Origin of the sequence: Streptomyces sp. NPDC046887 (assembly GCF_040644755.1) — a bacterium.
GTDB lineage: Bacteria > Actinomycetota > Actinomycetes > Streptomycetales > Streptomycetaceae > Streptomyces > Streptomyces lichenis.
This window is the reverse complement of record NZ_JBEYXH010000004.1, coordinates 71,969-90,161: the sequence shown is the minus strand read 5'-3', so window position 1 is coordinate 90,161 and position 18,193 is coordinate 71,969. Positions and strand designations below refer to the sequence as shown.

Sequence of the window (18,193 nt, the reverse complement as noted above, 5' to 3'; positions counted from 1 at the left end):
CGTCACACCGGGGAGGGGCGGGCCCCCGGCAGGTCTTCGGGCAGCAGCAGCCGCAGGTCCTCCAGACCCGGGGTGGCGATGGTGCCCAGCCGGCGGGCCTGCTGGGTCATCATCTCCTCCACCAGCTGGCGGCCGGTACGGGCGTTGCCGAAGGAGCGGTCCCGGGGCAGCGCCGCCACATAGCCGCGCAGGGCCTCCACCGTGGACGGCGGGCAGTCGTAGCCGGAGTCCGCCGCCTGGGCGGTGATGATCCCCACCAGCTCGTCGGTGGTGTAGTCCTCGAAGACCACGGTACGGGTGAACCGCGAGGTGAGGCCAGGGTTGGAGTCCAGGAAGCGGCGCATCTCCGCGGTGTACCCGGCGGCGATCACCACGATCTCGTCGCGGTGGTCCTCCATCAGCTTCAGCAGCGTCTCCACGGCCTCCCGGCCGAAGTCCGAGGGCGACCCCTCCGGTGTGAGGGTGTACGCCTCGTCGATGAACAGCACGCCGCCCAGGGCCCGTTCGAAGACCTCCTTGGTCAGCTGCGCGGTGTGCCCGACATAGCGGCCGACCAGGTCGGCGCGGGCCACCTCCACCAACTGCCCCTTGGGCAGCACCCCGAGGGAGTGCAGGATGTCCGCGTACAGCCGGGCCACCGTGGTCTTGCCGGTGCCGGGCGGCCCGGAGAAGACCAGATGCTGGCTGATCCGGGGGGCCGGCAGCCCGGCCGCGCGCCGCTGCCGTGCGGTGGCCAGCAGATGGACCTGGTCGGTCACCGCCCGCTTCACCGCCGAGAGTCCGACCATGGCCTCCAGCTTGGCCAGCAGCTCGTCCGAACTGCCCGCCGCGTCCTGCGCGTCGGCGCCCTGGCCGGCCGGCACGTCCTCGGGGAGCAGCAGCGACAGATCGCTCTCGGCCGGATCGCGCATCGAGCCCAGCCGGAACGCCTGCCGGTCCACCATCTCCTCGAACACCCGCCGCGCGGCACGGCCGTTGCCGAAGGTGGCGCCGCGCTCCATCCGGCCGTAGTGGCGGGCCAGCGCGTCCAGGGTGCCCGGGTCCAGCGTGTAGTGGTGCGCCTCGCACATCTGCTCGGTGATGGTGACCAGCTCCTCCACCGAGTAGTTGGCGAAGTCGATGGTCCGGGTGAAGCGGGAGGCCAGACCCGGGTTGGAGTCCAGGAAGGCGCCCATCTCGTCGGTGTAGCCGGCGGCGATCACCACCACCTCGTCGCGGTGGTCCTCCATCAGCTTCAGCAGGGTGTCGATGGCCTCCCGGCCGAAGTCCGCGCCGCCGCCCTTGCCGTCCGACAGCAGGGTGTACGCCTCGTCCAGGAACAGCACCCCGCCGAGCGCCTCCTTGAACGCCTCGGTGGTCTTGATCGCCGTCCCGCCGATCACCTGCGCCACCAGGTCGGCCCGGGAGACCTCCACCAGATGCCCCGAGCGCAGCACCCCCAGCTCGGTCAGGATGCCGCCGTACAACCGGGCCACGGTGGTCTTGCCGGTGCCGGGCGGCCCGGAGAAGACCAGATGGCGGCTCATCGGCGGCACCGGCATGCCGAGCCGGGTCCGGCGCTGCGCCAGCTGGTTGAGGTTGACCAGGGTCCGCACCTGGTGCTTGACGTCGGCCAGTCCGATCAGCGACTCCAGCTCCTCCAGCGGCCCCTTGGGGGCGGCCCGGCCCGGCCGGCCCCCGGCGCCCGCCGCCTGGGCCGCCACCTCGGCGCCCCAGAGGTCCGGCGCGCCGTTGCCCGCGCTGGTCAGGTCCTCCACGGTGAGGCGTTCGCCCGGCCGGGTCTGCCGCAGACCCGCGCCCCGGTTCTCCCGTACCGCGCAGCCGGTCGCGGTGATCGGTTCGGCGCTGTCCACCCGGATGCCGTCCCCGGTGGAGCCGCTGACCAGGCAGGCCGACAGGGTCACCCGGGCCCCCTCGGAGGCCAGCACCCCGTGCGCCCCGGAGTCGGTGATCTCACCGCGCAGCACGGAGAGTTCACCGCCGCCGTCCACTCCGACGCCGGACGCCCCGGAGGCGTGCACCCGGCAGTCCCGTACCGTGCCCAGGCCCTCCGCGGCGACCCGCAGGCCCACGTCGGCGGACTGGCGGATGGCGGTGTCCCGCAGCTGGGGGTTGCCGCCGGCGCCGATCCGCACCCCGTCCGCGCCGGCGCCCTCGATCTCGCAGTGCTCCAGCCGGCCCCGGCCGCCGTCCACGATCTCCACGCCCGTGCCGCGGGCGTCGAGCACCCGGGCCCGGCGCAGCAGCGGGTTGGCCCCGCCCCGGATCAGCAGCCCGGTGCCGGTCGCGTCCTGGAGGTGCAGCCGGTCGAACTCGGCGGCCGAGTCCTCGTCCAGCAGCACCGCCGCCAGCGGATCGGCGCAGTCCCGCACCGTGATGTCGGTCAGCGAGGGGGCGCTGGAGCCGATCACCCGGATCGCCGAGGCACCGGCCGAGTCGAAGGCGCAGCCCCGGAACATCCCCCGGGACCGCTCGGTGACGGCCAGTCCGTTGCCCTTGGTGCGCGAGGTGCGGCAGTCCACCAGCTCGGGGGCCGCGCCGGAGGCGATGACGATGCCGGGGCCCCGGGTGCCGGTGACCGTGACGTCCTCCAGCACCGGGCGGGAGTCGCTGGTGATGTAGACGCCCACGGCCGCGTCGTGCACCCGGGTCCGCGCCACCCGGGTGGCGCTGCTGCCCTCCAGGGCGATGGCCGGCTTCTCGGTGCCGGAGATCTCGCAGTCCTCCACGGTGCCGGTCGCCTCGCCGTTGGCCAGCACCCCGTTGCCCCGGGCGTCCCGGATGCGGCAGCCGCGTACGGCGGTACGGGCCTGCTCGCCGATGACCACGCCGGTGGTGCCCAGGTTCTCGATGACGCAGTCCGCCACCACCGTCCCGGTGGGCGCGGTGTCCACCACCCCCGCGCCGTCCGGGTTGCTCACCCGGCAGTCCCGCATGGCCAGCGAGCCGGAGTCCCGGGCGAGCAGCGCCGTCCACCCCGAACCGGCCACGGTGCAGCCGTCCATAGCGATCTGGCCGCGCGCCGCGTCCACCACCGGCACGTCCTCCGTGCCGCCGCGCAGGGTCAGATCGGTGAGCATCACCGCGTCCGCGACCAGGGACACGGCGCTGCCGCGGCGCGGGCAGATCTCCACGCTGCCGCGCTCGCCGTCGGCGACGATGGTCACCCGGGTGCGGACGGTGAGGTTCTCCGGGTAGCGGCCGGGGCGGACCCGGATCACGGCCCCGCTCCGGGCCTGGGTCAGGGCTTCACCGATGGTCCGGCTTCCTTGCGGCTCGTCCGGGCCCACGATGAGCAACTGCCGTGACACGCTGGTCCTCCCTCGTCCCTGCGCGGCCTCCGGCCCACGCGGGACGGCGCGGCGCACCTCTTGCAGGCTACGTGAGGCCGAAGTGATCTACCAGGTGGGACAGGTCAGTTCACCGGCCGTTCCCGCCGAGTCGGCCCGCCCGTGCGCCGACTCCGCCCGCCCGGCCCGGCCTTCGGCCGGACGACCTAGGATGCGCGGCATGAGACGCGCGCTTCCCGCGGCAGCCCTGGCGGCGGCCCTGACGCTGGCCGCCGTGCCGCCCCTGACGGCCGCCCCCGCGTCCGCCGCCCCCGTACCGCTGCCGGTGGTGCGCGCGCAGCTGCCCCCGGACGAGCCGTGCACCGGCGCCTCCGGGGAGACCGCCCGCACCGCGCCCTGGCCGATACGGACCCTGCAACTGTCCCGCGCCTGGCGGCAGTCCAAGGGCGCGGGAGTGACGGTCGCGGTGGTGGACACCGGGGTGGGTGCCGGCGTCCCGGCGCTGGCCGGGCGGGTGCGCACGCTCGCCTCGGCGGGGGAGGACTGCGTGGGCCATGGCACCTTCGCCGCCGGGCTGATCGCCGGGGCCCCGCTGCCCGGGGTGGGCGCGGTGGGGGTCGCCCCCGAGGCGCGGGTGCTGGCGGTGCGGTGCACCGACGAACGGGGCACCGCCACACCGGTGTCGGTGGCCACCGCGATCCGCGCCGCCGCGACGGCGGGCGCGAAGGTGATCTATGTGTCCCGGGCGCTGCCCACCGGCCGGGCCGAGCTGACCGGCGCGGTCGCCTACGCCCGGGCCAAGGACGCCCTGGTGGTCGCCCCGGCCGCCCCCGACGCGCTCCCGGACGACCCGCGCGGCGAGAGCCGCCCGCCCGCCACCTGGTACTGGCCGGCGTCCGCCCCGGGGGCGCTGTCGGTGCTGGACTACGGCCCCGACGGCAGCCGCCCGGCCAAGGCGCCCACCGCCGTGGGCGCCGATCTCGCGGCCCCCGGCGGCTCGGTGGTGGGCCCCGGCCCGCGCGGCGCCGGCCACTACATCGGCAGCGGCTCCTCGCTGGCCGCCGCCCATGTGGCGGGCGCCGCAGCGCTGGTGCGCGCCCGCCATCCGGAGCTGACGGCGACCCAGGTACGGGACCGGCTCACCGCGACCGGCTACCCGGCGAGCCCGCCGCGGCTGGACCCCTACGCCGCGCTGACCGCCGTCCTGGACGGCGCCTCCGGGTCGGCCCCCCGCCCCGCCCCCGCCCGGATGCCCGCCCCGGCACCCCACGAGCCCCGCCACCGCGCCCTGGTGGTCGCCGCGGGCGGCGCCGCCCTGATCATCCTCGTCGCCGCCGCGGCCGCCATCATCCCCCGCGGCCGCACCCGCCACTGGCGCCCCCCGACCCAACCCCCCACGGCACCCCCGAACCCACCGGGGCCCTGACCCTGGCCGCGGGGGCCGCGTGCGCGGCCGAGGGCCCCTATGCCGTGCGGCGGTTGACGCTGTACGGGCTCCCTCAGGCCCCGCCCGCCTCCTCCCCGCCACCCAGGTACGCCGTCTGCACCTGGACCGTCTTGCGGCGGGCGATGCGGGTGGCGCGGCCGGGAGGGAGCAGGCGGCCCTTGGCGTTGCCGAAGACATAGCCCTCGGAGGGCGGGCAGGAGAGCAGCAGGGCCGGGGTGTTGACCTCCTGGAGGCGGCGCATCAGGGGCTCGCCCATGCCTCGTCCGGCGCCGCTGGCGGAGCGGGCCACGATCAGATGGAGGCCGACCTCCCAACCCAGTGCCAGATGGGTGAGCAGCGGCTCGAAGGGGGCGTTCACCGGGCCCGAGCCCACCATGTCGTAGTCGTCGATCAGCACGAACAGCCGCGGGCCGTTCCACCAGTCGGCCAGCCGCATCCGGCCCGGGGCGATGTCCGGGCCCGGGACCCGGGTGCGCACCGCCCGGGCCGCGCCGTCCACCAGGTCGCGCAGCGCGTCGATGGAGACCGCGTGCCCGAGCCGGTACTCGTCGGGCACCGCCTCGACCAGCTCGCGCCGGTAGTCCACCACCATGATCCGCGCCTCGGCCGGGGTGTAGCGGTCCATGATCGCCTTCGCGGCGAGCCGCAGCAGATTGGTCTTGCCGCTCTCGGTGTCGCCGACCACGATCATGTGCGGGCTCTCGGCGAAGTCATGCCAGACGACCGACAGTTCGTCCTCCTCCAGGCCGATGGGCACCCGGAAGTCACCCTGGGGGGCGGGGAGGTCGGACAGGGGCAGTTCGGTGGGCAGCATGCGGACCTGCGGGGCCGGCGGGCCGGTCCAGGCCTCCCGTACCGCGGCAACCAGCGCGGCGACGCCCTCGCCGAGGTCGTCCGAGCGCTCGGCGCCGTCGATCCGCGGCAGGGCGGTGAGGTAGTGCAGCTTGCTTTCGCGGGTCAGGCCTCGGCCGGCCGTCCGGGGCACGGTGGCGGCCCGGCGGATGTCGATCTCGGAGTCCATGGCGTCACCCATCCGCAGCTCCAGATGGGTGCCCGCCTGGTCGCGCACGGCCGACGGCAGCTCGACCCAGCGGGCGGTGGTGACGATGAGGTGGATGCCGTAGTTGAGACCGCGCGCGGCGATCGCACTGAAGGTGGTGATGTGCCGGTCGTAGTCCTGCCGGACCGTCGACCAGCCGTCGATCACCAGGAACACATCACCGTGGTCCTGGTCCGGGAACTCCCCATTGGCCCGGCGGCGCCGGAAGTTGGCCATCGAGTCGATGCCGTGGTCCAGGAAGAACTTCTCCCGGGCCGCCAGCAGCGTGGTCACCTCCGCGATGGTCCGGCCGACCCGCTCGGCGTCCAGCCGGGCCGCCACCCCGCTCATATGCGGTAGTCCGGCCAGCCCGGCCAGGGTGCCGCCGCCGAAGTCCAGGCAGTAGAACTGCACCTCGCTGGGGGTGTGGGTGAGGGCCAGCGCGGCCAGCACGGTGCGCACCATGGTGCTCTTGCCGCTCTGCGGGCCGCCCGCGATGGCGATATGCCCGCCCACCCCGGACAGGTCCACCTCCAGCAGATCGCGCCGCTGGTCGAAGGGGCGGTCCACCACCCCGATCGGCACCTTCAGCCGCCCCCGCCCCGGGGCGTCCGCCGTGGTCAGGCCCAGCTCCGGATGGGGCGCCAGCGTGGGCAGGATCTGGTCCAGGGTGGACGGCAGGTCCAGCGGCGGCAGCCACACCTGGTGGGCCGGCGGCCCCGCCCCGAGCAGCCGGTCCACCGCCACCGAGAGGAGGGAGTTGCCGTTCTCCTCGGCCTCCGCCTCGGGCTGCGGGGGATCGGGTACCGCCCGGGGGACGACATAGCCGGTGCCCCACGGCACCGTCTGGCCGGCGGCCCGCGCCTGGCCCGCGCTGCCGCGCCGCTCGCGGTAGGGGCCCGAGACGTATGCCGCCCGGAACCGGGTCAGCGCCTCCACCCCGGACTTGAGGTAGCCGCCGCCGGGGGCCGACGGCAGCTCGTAGGCGTCCGGCACGCCCAGCACCCCGCGGCTCTCCATCGCCGAGAAGGTCCGCAGACCGACCCGGTACGACAGATGGCTCTCCAACTGGTGCATCCGGCCCTCGTCCAGGCGCTGCGACGCCAGCAGCAGATGCACCCCGAGGCTGCGGCCCAGCCGTCCGATCATCACGAACAGCTCCATGAACTCGCGATGCGCGGCCAGCAGTTCGCTGAACTCGTCGACGACGACGAAGAGGCTGGGCAGGGGCGCCAGCGGCGTCCCCGCGGCCCGCGCCTTCTCGTACTCCAGCGCCGAGGTGTAGTTGCCGGCCGCCCGCAGCAGCTCCTGGCGGCGGATCAGCTCACCGTGCAGCGCGTCCTGCATCCGGGAGACCAGCCCCGCCTCGTCGGCCAGGTTGGTGATCACCGCCGAGGTGTGCGGCAGCTCGTCCAGGCCCAGGAAAGTCGCCCCGCCCTTGAAGTCCACCAGCACGAAGTTGAGCGTCTCGGAGGAGTTGGTCAGCGCCAGCGCCAGCACCAGGGTGCGCAGCAGCTCGCTCTTGCCGGAGCCGGTCGCCCCGATCAGCATGCCGTGCGGTCCGGTGCCGCCCTGCGCCGACTCCTTGATGTCCAGCTCCACCGGCACCCCGTCCGCGCCCACCCCGATCGGCACCCGCAGCCGACTGGGCCCGGTGCCCCGCCGCCACAGCGGATCGGGATCGTGCCGGTGCAGATCCGCGATACCCAGCAGGGTGGTCAGCTCCACGTCGGTGGAGAGCGGTTCGGCGCTGTCGGTGCCGATGCCCATCCGGTACGGCGCCAGCCGCTTGGCCAGCGCCCGCGCGGTGTGCGGCCCGAACTCGTCCGGCACGCCCAGGAAGGTGGTCTGCTCCTTGCGGTCCCGGTCGGTGCGCACCAGCCGCAGCTCACCGTCCGCCACCTCGAAGCGGAGCGTCACCCGGCCGGGCCGCCAGGTCAGCGCGCCCGTCAGGTCCAGCACCACGGTGTTGCGCAGCCCGGGCCCGTCCAGCCGGTGCCCGCCCGGCACGGTGCCGCCGTCCACCACGATCACCGTGAACGGCTCCTCCCGGCCCGGCACCGCCTCCGGGTCGAACGCCGGCCGCTCCAGGAACTCCGGACCCAGCAGGTCCTCCAGCTCACCGAAGGCCGCCCCGGTCATCCGGGCCGGGCCCGCCCCGTCGGTCTCCTGCGGGTGCAGATGGTGCGGCAGCCACTTCACCCACTCCCAGTCCGCCCGCCGCTCGTCCGACACACACAGCGCGATCCACAGGTCGTCGGGGGAGTGGAACGCCGCCAACTGGCCCACCAGCGCCCGCGCCAGGGCCCGCGTCCGCTCCGCGTCCCCCCGGAACAGCACCCGCGCCCAGGCCCGCAGATACAGCGCGATCGGCTGGTCCGGGACCGTCCCGTAGGCCCGGATGAAGCTGCGCAGCGCGTGCGCGGCCAGCGGCTCCAGGTCCTCCACCGGGCTGGTCGCCAGCGGGTTCAGCCGCAGCCCCAGCTTCTGGTCCCCGACCGCCACCCGCACCTCGCCGAAGTCCTCGTCCTGCGGCCGGCGCTCCCACAACCGGGTGGAGCCGGCGATCGACCAGAGCGCGGCCGGCTCCGGATGCCGCCAGGCCAGCGCCCGCTGCTGGTCGATCACCGCGGCCCGCACCTTGCGCCGGGTCTGGGTGAGATAGCGCAGATAGTCGCGGCGCTCGCCCTTCAGCCGCTGCTTGCGCTCGCTGTTGCGGCGCATCACCTGGCCCAGCATCATCGCCCCCGAGGCCACCACCATCAGCCCCAGCGCCAGATAGATGAAGCTGCTGCCACCGGAGGACCCCGGCCGGATGAACATCAGCATCATCGACACCGACATCAGCGCCATCGGCAGATACGTCCACACCGCCGAGGAGTCCGGAACCACCTCCGGCAGCACCGGCGGCTCCTGGAGGGTCAGTTCCCCCTCCGGCATCTCCGGGCCCCGCCTGCGGGCCGGCCTGCGGAACAGCACCACACTCACCGTACGGACTCCTTCACCCGCCGGAACCGGTGACGGCCGGCGGTGGGTACCTCGGACAGATGATTGATACTACGATCGTCCGCGCCGCGTACCCAACGTCAAAAGGGGCCGCGACCAGGTCTGTTGGTCTGCCCGAACCGGGCGGAAGCGGGCGGACGACGCCGCACGCGAACGTACGGAGAACGCGTGGAGAACGCGGAAGGGCGTGAGCCAGCCCCATGAGTGACAACCAGGTGGCCGGTCTGTGCCGGGTGACGGTACGCGCCCCGGCGCGCACCGTCGACCTCGCCGTACCCGCCGACGTACCGGTGGCCGACCTGCTGCCGGCCGTCCTCGGCTACGCCGGGGACGACCTGGAGGAGACCGGCGTCGAACACGGCGGCTGGGTCCTCCAGCGCCTCGGCGGCGAACCGATGGACGAGGAACGCACCCTCGACTCCTTCGACCTGCGCGACGGCGAGACCCTCTACCTCCGCCCGCGCACCGAGGCCCTGCCCGAGGTGCATCTGGACGACCTGGTCGACGGCATCGCCACCACCCTCCAGCGCCGCCCGCACGGCTGGTCCCCGGCCGCCGCCCGCGCCGTGCTGCGCGGCCTGGCCGTCGCCACCCTGCTCACCGGCCTCGCGGTGCTGGCGCTGCCCGGCGGCTCCGGCACCGTCCGCGCCGTCTGCGCCACCGTCGCCGCGCTGCTGCTGCTGGCCGGCGCCGCCGCGGCGGCCCGCGCGGTCGGCGACGGCGGCGCGGCGGCCGCCCTCGGACTGCTGGTCGGCCCCTATATGGCCGTCGCCGGCTGGCTGCTGCCCGGCGGGTCGATCACCGGGGCGCACGGCCAGGAGGTGCTGGGCGCGCGGCTGCTCGCCGCCTCCACCGCCGGGGCCGGCGGCACGGTCCTCGCGCTGGCCGCCGTCGCCGCCTACGCGGCGCTCTTCCTGGCCCCCGCGGTGCTCGCCCTCTTCGGCGCGCTGACCGCCGCCGGCATGCTGGTGGCCGACCTGACCCCCACCGAGGCGGCCGGCGTCATCGCGCTGCTCGCGGTGCTCCTCGGCGCCTTCGTGCCCTCGCTCTCCTTCCGGATGTCCGGGCTGCGGATGCCCCCGCTGCCCACCAACGCCCAGCAGCTCCAGGAGGGCATCGAACCGCACGCCACCGCCGTGGTGGCCGCCCGCTCGGTGCTGGCCGACGGCTGGATGAGCGCCCTGTACGGCGCGGTCGGACTGGTCTGCGCCGGCAGCCTCACCGTGCTCGCCCACCACCCCGGCCTCGCCGAGGTGATCACCGCCGCCGTGCTGTCGCTGCTGCTCCTGCTGCACGCCCAGGGCCTCGGCAACGTCTGGCAGCGGCTGTCGCTGGTGGTGCCGGGCGCCTGGGGCCTGGCCCTGCTGGCCTGGGCCGCCGCCCTGGACTACAGCCCCTCCGGCCGGCTGCTGCTGGCCGTCGGGCTGCTCGCGGCCACCGCCGGGATCGCCATCGCCTCCTGGACGGTGCCGGGCCGCCGGCTGGTGCCCTACTGGGGCCGGGCCGGGGAGCTGCTCCACTCGGCGGCCGCCATCGCCCTGCTGCCCCTGGTGCTGTGGGTGCTCGGCGCCTACGGGGCCCTGCGGGCCCTCAACGGCTGACCTCGTACATCGGGAAAGGGGCGGGCGCGATGCAGTCCAAACGCGACCAGGTGCAGGCCCATATGTTCGTCATGGGCCGACTCACCTCCGCCATGCTCCGGGGCGACCCGGACGCACCGGAGAGCCCCCAGGGGCGCACCAACCGCGGGATCGCCATCGGGGTGGTGATCGCCGTGCTGATCTCCGCCGGAGCCTTCGTCTTCGGCCTGTTCAAACCCGGCAACAAGACCTCCTGGCGGGAGCCCGGAACCCTGGTCGTCGCCAAGGAGACCGGCTCGCGCTATCTCTTCCTCGACGGACGGCTGCGCCCGGTGCGCAACTACGCCTCCGCCCGGCTGCTGGCCGGCGCCGACCTCAAGACCGCCTCGGTGGGCGGCCGTTCCCTCGACGGCACCCCGCAGGGCTCACCCGTCGGCATCCTCGGCGCCCCCGACTCCCTGCCCGCCGCCGACCGGCTGGACACCGGCGCCTGGCAGGTCTGCTCCACCGCCGCCGGAGGACCGGCCGCCACCGTCCTGGCCATCGGCGCCCCCACCGCCGGCGGCGGACTGGGCCCCGGCGAAGCCGTGCTGGTCACCGGACCCGACGGCACCGACCACCTGCTCTGGCGGGGCAGCCGGCTCCGGCTGGACGGAAAATCCCGGGCCGCGCAGGCCCTCGGCTACGACGCCCGGCCCCGTACCCGGGTCTCCGCCGCCTTCCTCAACGCGCTGCCCGAAGGACCCGCCCTCGCCGCGCCGGACGTCCCCGGCCGGGGCGAGAAGGGCCCCTCCCTGGCCGGCGCCGACACCCGGATCGGCCAGGTCTTCCGGATCACCGTCCCCGGCTCACCCGCCCGCTACTACCTGCTGCGCCGCGACGGGCTCGCCCCGCTCACCGCGACCGGCGCCGCGCTGGTCCTCGGCGACCCCGAGACCCGCCGTACCGCCTACGCCGGGCAGGCGCCGGGCGCCGCCGAACTCGGCGCCACCGCCCTGGAGGGCCGTACCGCCCCGGCCCCGGGCACCGACCCGGCCGCCGGCCTGCCCGAGTCACCGCCCAAGGCGGTCGCCCCGCCGGACGGCTGGACCCCCTGCGCCCGGATCGACAGCGCGGGCGGCGGTACGCGGGTGAGCGTCGCCCTCGCCCCGCTCGGCGGCCTCGGTCCGGCCGCCCAGCCCGCCCCCGAGGGGCTGACCCCCGCCTGCACCCGGGTCGACCGGATCACCGTCCGCCCCGGCGGTGGCGCCCTGGTGCGGGCGCTCGGCGCGGGCGGCGGCGCGCTCGGCTCCACCGTCTACCTGGTGACCGAGGGCGGAACGAAGCACCGGATCGCCGACGAGGAGTCGCTGACCGCGCTCGGCTACGGCACCGGGCAGGCCCGCGGGCTGCCCTCGCCGCTGCTGGCGATGCTCCCCACCGGCCCCGACCTCGGCACCACCGCGGCCGTCACCGGGCGCTCCGCCACCACCGCCGCGCCCTGCCCCGAACAGGCCGGAGCCGAGGCGGAACCGGCGAAGGCGGCCGCCGCGCAGCAGGCGCGAAGGTGACGGGTTCATGTCGGGCCGCCGCCCGGAGAACCATCCGGAAGGAACGGGCGTCTGATCCGTGTAGTCGGTGTAAAAACCCGGGTACGTCACCGGCGCTGCTGGATTCTTGACGGCCCTTCACGCAGAATCCGACTGGTCACCTCTTTTGTCGGGGGTTCAACTGGGCTCATGCAGGGCTCGGTTGGCACCTCGGTACGAAGGGGTGCGACCCCCTTGTGCCCGCCGCCTTGGGCGACCGCGGGCCGACCGGCGTCAGCTGAGGAGTAGCGGTCCATGGCAGGCATGCAGCAGTCACAGGAACAGGCCACACGGAATGGTGTGATGGCCCTGGAGCAGGCGTTCACCGGCGTGCAGAACTGCCGCCAGGACGTGGAGAACATGAAGTTCAACCTGTCCTCCGGCCTCAAGGGCTCGGACGGCAAGGCGTTCCAGGACCTGCTCAAGCTCTGGGACGACCAGGCGGAGATCATCTCGCGCAACCTGCGCGACATGGTCGACACCCTCAACGAGACGCTGCGCACGCAGGGCCTCACCCAGGGCTCCAACAACGAGTCCATCAACACCGCGTACACCCAGTCGCAGTCCATCTTCGACACGCTCAGCGGCTGAGCCGCGCCCGGTCCCCGCCACCCGAGGCGGCGACCGGCCCACCCCCGCCCCCTTCAGCACCCGTTGCGAGACGAGGCCCACCATGAGCGACGACTTCACCGACGGACACATCTACGTCGACTACCGCCATATGACCAACGCGGCGGACGACATGGTCCAGCAGACCCGGGCGATAGCCACCATCCTCGCCAACCTGGACGCCGAGCTCCAGCAGCTCAAGCAGACCTGGGAAGGCGAGGACCGCCAGGTCTACAACGACAAGCAACTCGCCTGGAACAACGCCGTCGAGGCGATGCGCAACCTGCTGGAGAACCACTCCCGGCTGCTCACCGACGTGTCGGACAACTACCAGTACAGCGAGAAGTCCCTCACCCAGCTCTGGAGTGACGTGCGCATCGGCCGCTGACCCCCGGCCCCGCCCCCCATTCTCCGATCCGACCGGCTCCGCCCGCCGTCGCCGAGAGCGCTCTCCTGAGCCCTCCCGGCGGCCGGGCGGCCGGCCCAGGGCCGGTGGGGGCGGGCAGGGCGTGGTGGTGGGGAGTCCGAGAGCCGGCAGACCGACGACAGCAGGAGCAGGAGCCGTACATGGCCGAGAACAGCCCGGTCAATCTGGACAAGGCGTGGCTGCAGAACTTCCTCGACGTCGACGTCGCGGGGTTCATCGCCGAACTGGACAAGATCACCAAGGACGGTGTGGGCCCGACCGGCGAGGACGTGCCCGCCCTGGCCAACATCGGCGAGGGCGGCGCCCGCCCCGACTTCGTGAAGCCCGGCGCGGAACTCCCGCTCACCATCGGCATCATGAAGGACAACGACAAGGAGGTGAGCGGCAAGAACCTCCAGGACTCGGTGAAGAAGATGATCACCAACATCAAGACCATCCTGGAGGAGCAGAAGACCCTGTTCGGGGACATCGACGACAACCTCCGCACCAGCATCGAGAAGCTGTTCAAGACCCAGGGCGACAACCTGGCCAAGATCGAGGGCGACAAGTTCCTCGACATCTTCGAGGACGTGGACGAGACGCTCGGCGGCGGCGAGAGCGAGGACGACTAGCCCGCCCCGCCTCCCCTGTGACCCCAGCCGCCCCGCCCCGTACCCCGCCCGCGTAGCCCTCCCCGCCCCACCCGCACCCCCGGAGCCGACCGTGCGTCAAGAGAACATCAAGCCGCTCACCTCGGACAACGACGGCTGGCGCCAGGCCGTGGAGTTCTTCACCGGCTATCTCGCACCCGAGCGGGGCAAGCTCTTCGACGAGCTCAAGGGCAACGCGGACATCCCGCAGATGAAGGTCGAGATCAGCAAGCAGAACTCCGTCGACTACGCGGACCCCAATGACTTCAACTGGCGGGTGGAGAACGCCGGCTGGCGGATCGAGAACACCGACTTCGTCATCCCGTTCTATATGACCGGCGGGGACAACCCCAAGAGCGGCGACAAGATCAGCATGTACAAGGCGCGGATCACGCTGCTCGGCAACAAGAGCTCCGACGGCCCGCCCGTCGGCGGGGTCGTGGAGGGCGGCGAGTTCAAGAGCCAGTACGACAACCACCTCGGGCTGACCGGTGACGCGGCCACCTGGAGCACCAAGGACCTGACCCAGTACAGCTACGGCACCGGGCGCGCCCTGGAGGCGCTGCTCAACAACCCCGAGGGCACCTACAACTTCCACTGGAACGGCGCCAACGTCCTCGACCACAAGCAGGTCAGCCTGGCCTCCTTCGACACCGCGGCGGCCGCCTTCGACCGGGTGGCGCAGTTCTTCGCCGCCCGTCGCGACGCCGTCCAGGCGTGGGAGCGCCGGATCGGCACCGAGCAGAACGACGCCTGGCGCGGCCAGGCCGCCGGCGTCTTCTGGAACCTCGTGCACATCCTGAGCAAGCAGTACGAGGGCTACGCCAAGGACATGGCCGGCACCACCGGGGGCTCCAAGCAGGGCGACGAGATACGCCAGGCCAAGACCGACCTGCGCAACGCGGTCAGCACCCTGCAACGCAGCTGGGCCCACTGGGAGCTGTACATGGGCAACCCGCTGCGCTGGCTGCACGACGTGCTGGTGGAGATCACCGACCACGTCTGGGAACGCAACATCAAGATGATCACCTACAAGGTGAACGCGGGTGCGCGCGGCACGTACTACACCACGTACCACGCGATGTCCGGCTTCGACCAGAACGCCACCCGCTTCGGCAAGGGCGACACCTTCGGCCAGCTCGACGACCTCAGCACCTGGAAGAACGTCGGCGAGAAGGCCGTCCAGCTCTGGCAGGGCTCCGTCATCGAGAACCTGGTCGAACCCGCCCAGCAGGCCATGCGCGACGTGCAGAACGCCTGGGCCTCCTCCAGCTTCGTCCTCGGCTCCATCAAGACCCGCGGCAGCAGCGACCTCACCAGCAGCTACAAGGAGGACAAGGCCGACCTCAAGGAGGAGGAGGCCAAGCGCAAGGAAGAGGAGGCGGCGCGCAAGCAGGAAGAGTTCATGGCCTGGCAGAAGGAGCAGGCCGCCAAGGCGGAGGCCGAGGCCAAACGCCGTGAGGAGGAGGCCAAGGCCGAGGCGGCGCGCAAGGAGAAGGAGGCCGCCGAGAAGGAGGCCAAGGCCAAGGCCGAGCAGGAACGCAAGGAGAAGGAAGCCGAGGCCAAGGCCGCCGAGAAGGAGGCCGAGCAGGAGCGCAAGCAGGCCGAGGCGGAGGCCAAGCAGGAGCAGAAGGAGAAGGAGGCGGAGGCCAAGGCGGCCCAGAAGGAAGCCGAAGCGGAGCAGAAGCAGGCCGAGGCGGAGCAGAAGCAGGCGCAGAAGGAAGCGGAGGCACAGGCCAAGCAGGCCGAGGCCGAACAGAAGGCGGAAGCCAAGCAGGCCGAGCAGGAGGCCAAGCAGGAGGAGGCCCAGCGCCGCGCCGAGGAGGCTCAGCAGCGCCAGGAGCAGGTCCAGGCCGCCCAGTACGCCCAGTCCCGCGCCGACCAGGAGCGCCAGCGCAAGGAACAGGCCCAGAAGGAGGCCGAGGCCGAGGCCAAGGCCGCCCAGAAGGAGGCCGAAGCCGAGCAGAAGGCCGCCGAGAAGGAGGCGGAGGCCGAGCAGAAGCAGGCCGAGGCCGAGCAGAAGGCGGAGCAGAAGGAAGCCGAGCAGGAGGCCAAGCAGGCGCAGAAGGAGGCGGAGGCCGAGCAGAAGCAGGCCGAGGCCGAGAAGAAGGCGGAGCAGAAGCAGGCCGAGGCGGAGGCCAAGCAGGCCGAGAAGGAGGCGGAGGCCGAGCAGAAGCAGGCCGAAGCCGAGCAGAAGGCGGAAGAGCGGCAGGCCGAGCAGGAGGCCAAGCAGGAAGAGGCCCAGCAGCGCGCCGAACAGGCCCAGAACGAGCAGCGGGAGGAGCAGCGCCGGCTCCAGACCGAGCAGGAGCTGCGCCAGGACCAGCTGCTCACCGAGCAGGAGAAGCGCGAGGCCGAGCAGCGCGCCGAGGCCGAGGCCAAGCAGGCGGAGGCGGAGGCCAAGGCGGAGGCGCGGCAAGGGGAGCAGGACGCCAAACAGGCCGAGGCGGAGGCCAAGCAGGCCGAGGAGCAGGCTCGCCGCGAGGCCGCCTACGAGCAGGCCCAGGCCGAGTACGACCAGGCGCGCGGCGAAGGGCTCGCGGGCGGCGACCGCCCCGGACTCGACCGCCCCGGCTCGATCGACCCGATCACCGGCGAGCTGAACCCCGGCGACCTGCCCTCACTCGGCGGCGCCGACCTGCCCGTCTACTCCGGCGACGGGCTCACCATGCCCGACGGCAGCCACACCAGCATCGACGACCAGGGCCGCGTCGTCACCCGCCACCCCGACGGCACCACCGTCACCATCGACCCCGACCTGCACACCTCCACGGTCACCCGCCCCGACGGCACCGTCTCCACCGGCCCGCTGAACACCGGCGACCGGCTCCCGCATCCCGACGGCAGCGTCTCGCACATCGAGCCCGACGGCCGGGTGATCACCGACTACCCGGACGGCACGACCACCACCATCGACCCGCACACCGGCATCGGCACCACCACCCGCCCCGACGGCACCGTGATCACCGGCGACCTCAACGGGGGCGGCGCCCTGCCCGGCGGCTCGGGTCCCCACTCCTCCCTCCCCACCCTGGATCGTCCCTCCTACGACGGCTCCCTCGGCGGCTACGAGGAGGAGCTGTACGACGACGCCCCCTACGAGCGGCCCACGGTCGGCAGCGGCGCCGGCCCCCTGCCCGCCTACGGGGCGGCCGGCGGCGACTTCGGCAACCAGCTCAACACCGGCTCGCTGCCCGGCTCCAGCATGGGCGGCGGCTCGGCGCAGTCGCCGGGGGGCGGGATGCCCATGGGCGGCATGCCGATGGGCGGCATGGGCGGCGGCGGGGCCGGCGGTGGCGGCGCCAACAACGCCGAGCGGGTGCGCAACGTCATCGACGACGGCCGTCCGGTGGGCGGACCGCGCGGCGGACGCCCCCGGCCGGGCGGCCCCCGGGCTCAGCACGACGAGAACGACGTACGGGTCTCCACCCCGCGTACCGCCGCCACCACCGGCGGCTCGCCGTTCCTGCCCATGGGCGGACAGTCCCCCGGCCAGCAGCAGACGACCCAGAGCGGCGACCGCACCCGCGACGCCTGGGTGCAGGAGGAAGAGGACGTCTGGGGCACCGACGAGGGCGGCTCCCCGGCCGTGATCGGACGATGACCCCGGCTCCCATGATCGTCCCCCGCTCCCCCCGCCCCACCGACCGGAGGTGCCACCGGTGACCGAATCGATCGAGCAGCGCATCAAGAAGGCCATGGCCGAACTGGAGTCCGTCCAGGAGGCCGTGGCCCGTGCCGAGGACCGGATGGCGGGCGCCACCGAGACCGTGCGGTCCCGGGACCGCTCCGTGGAGGTCGTCATCGGCCCCCAGGGGGAGCTGGCCGGGCTGAAGTTCCTGGACAACAAGTATCGTTCGATGAACGCGGCCCAGCTGGCGGCCTCGGTGATGGAGGCGGCCGAGCGGGGCCGGGCCCGGATGGCCCGCCAGGTGATGGACGTCTTCGAACCGCTGACCCGCGCCGAGGGCGCGGCGTCGGGGGTGCGCGGGGTCGATCTCGACTGGGACCGGGTCTTCGGCTCCGCGCTGGCGGGCGAGGAGGAGGCGCCCGGACGGCCCCGCCGCTCCGCCGACCGGCTGCGGGACGAGATCCACGAGGACGGCTACGGCGGTCACCACGGAGGGAAGCGGTCATGAGCGGTGTCTTCGAGGCGTACCCGGCCGAACTGCGGTCGGCCATCGAGCGGATGAGGAACCTGCCCAGGATGGCGTACGCGCTGGGCCGCGACTTCCGCTCCGACGAGCAGAACTACACCGCCTGGCCCGGCTGGACCGACGACTACGCCCAGCAGAACCGCCCGGTCTACGAGCGGAACAACGAGTTCTGCACCGGCTCCAGCGAGAAGCTGTTCGACGCGCTCGACGGACTGGTGCAGGCCACCCTCGCCAACCTCAACAGCATCGAGCGCACCCAGTCGGACTCCGAGGAGCGGATCGCCGAACACCGGCGCAGGACACCCGAGTCCATCTTCGACAACGGTGAGACCGGGGGCGGCGGCGGAGGACGCCGCTGACCGGCGCCTCAGGGCGAAACGGGTACGGCGACGGGCAGGGAGTGCCGGCACCGGCACAGGCACGGTGCGGGCAGGGTGAGCG

At 73.4% G+C, this 18,193-nt stretch carries 11 protein-coding genes; 9 read left to right on the top strand and 2 right to left on the bottom strand.

Features of this window, described 5'->3' with window-relative positions:
• Positions 1-2: 2 nt before the first annotated feature.
• On the bottom strand, positions 3-3,311 hold the full coding sequence (locus ABZ945_RS06435) for a right-handed parallel beta-helix repeat-containing protein (RefSeq protein WP_361264828.1): 3,309 nt from the start codon (positions 3,309-3,311) through the stop codon (positions 3-5).
• A 199-nt stretch (positions 3,312-3,510) separates the two neighbouring features.
• Here ABZ945_RS06435 and ABZ945_RS06430 point away from each other — a divergent pair, with 199 nt between their 5' ends.
• Positions 3,511-4,716 carry a S8 family serine peptidase gene (locus ABZ945_RS06430; protein ID WP_361264825.1) on the top strand — a complete coding sequence of 402 codons (1,206 nt, stop codon included), beginning with the start codon at positions 3,511-3,513 and terminating at the stop codon, positions 4,714-4,716.
• A 73-nt stretch (positions 4,717-4,789) separates the two neighbouring features.
• On the opposite strand, the gene eccCa is transcribed toward ABZ945_RS06430, so the two are convergent.
• Complete coding sequence (gene eccCa / locus ABZ945_RS06425; RefSeq protein WP_361265273.1) at positions 4,790-8,758, bottom strand: type VII secretion protein EccCa; 3,969 nt, start codon at positions 8,756-8,758, stop codon at positions 4,790-4,792.
• Between the two features lie 224 nt (positions 8,759-8,982).
• Between eccCa and eccD the strand changes: the two genes are divergently transcribed.
• The 8 genes from eccD to ABZ945_RS06385 all read left to right on the top strand — a co-directional run bounded on the left by eccD (position 8,983) and on the right by ABZ945_RS06385 (position 18,111).
• On the top strand, positions 8,983-10,383 hold the full coding sequence (eccD, locus tag ABZ945_RS06420) for a type VII secretion integral membrane protein EccD (protein ID WP_361264822.1): 1,401 nt from the start codon (positions 8,983-8,985) through the stop codon (positions 10,381-10,383).
• 29 nt (positions 10,384-10,412) lie between these two features.
• Entirely contained in the window at positions 10,413-11,912 is a 1,500-nt protein-coding gene (eccB, locus tag ABZ945_RS06415) for a type VII secretion protein EccB (protein WP_361264819.1), read from the top strand.
• Positions 11,913-12,185: 273 nt separating this feature from the next.
• On the top strand, positions 12,186-12,521 hold the full coding sequence (locus ABZ945_RS06410) for a hypothetical protein (RefSeq protein ID WP_248633740.1): 336 nt from the start codon (positions 12,186-12,188) through the stop codon (positions 12,519-12,521).
• Positions 12,522-12,603: 82 nt separating this feature from the next.
• The gene (locus ABZ945_RS06405) at positions 12,604-12,927 is read left to right on the top strand and encodes a WXG100 family type VII secretion target (protein WP_248633741.1); all 324 of its coding nucleotides are present in this window, start codon (positions 12,604-12,606) and stop codon (positions 12,925-12,927) included.
• Between the two features lie 179 nt (positions 12,928-13,106).
• Positions 13,107-13,577, top strand: coding sequence for a type VII secretion system-associated protein (locus ABZ945_RS06400; protein ID WP_361264814.1), 471 nt, complete (start codon positions 13,107-13,109; stop codon positions 13,575-13,577).
• Positions 13,578-13,668: 91 nt separating this feature from the next.
• Positions 13,669-17,199 (top strand): AAWKG family protein, encoded by a 3,531-nt coding sequence (locus ABZ945_RS06395; protein ID WP_361264811.1) that lies wholly within the window; start codon positions 13,669-13,671, stop codon positions 17,197-17,199.
• Between the two features lie 58 nt (positions 17,200-17,257).
• A complete protein-coding gene (locus ABZ945_RS06390) occupies positions 17,258-17,734 on the top strand; it encodes a YbaB/EbfC family nucleoid-associated protein (RefSeq protein WP_361264808.1) in 477 nt (158 codons plus the stop codon).
• A complete protein-coding gene (locus tag ABZ945_RS06385; RefSeq protein ID WP_361264805.1) occupies positions 17,731-18,111 on the top strand; it encodes a hypothetical protein in 381 nt (126 codons plus the stop codon). The genes ABZ945_RS06390 and ABZ945_RS06385 overlap by 4 nt, the downstream gene beginning before the upstream one ends.
• Positions 18,112-18,193: the final 82 nt, after the last annotated feature.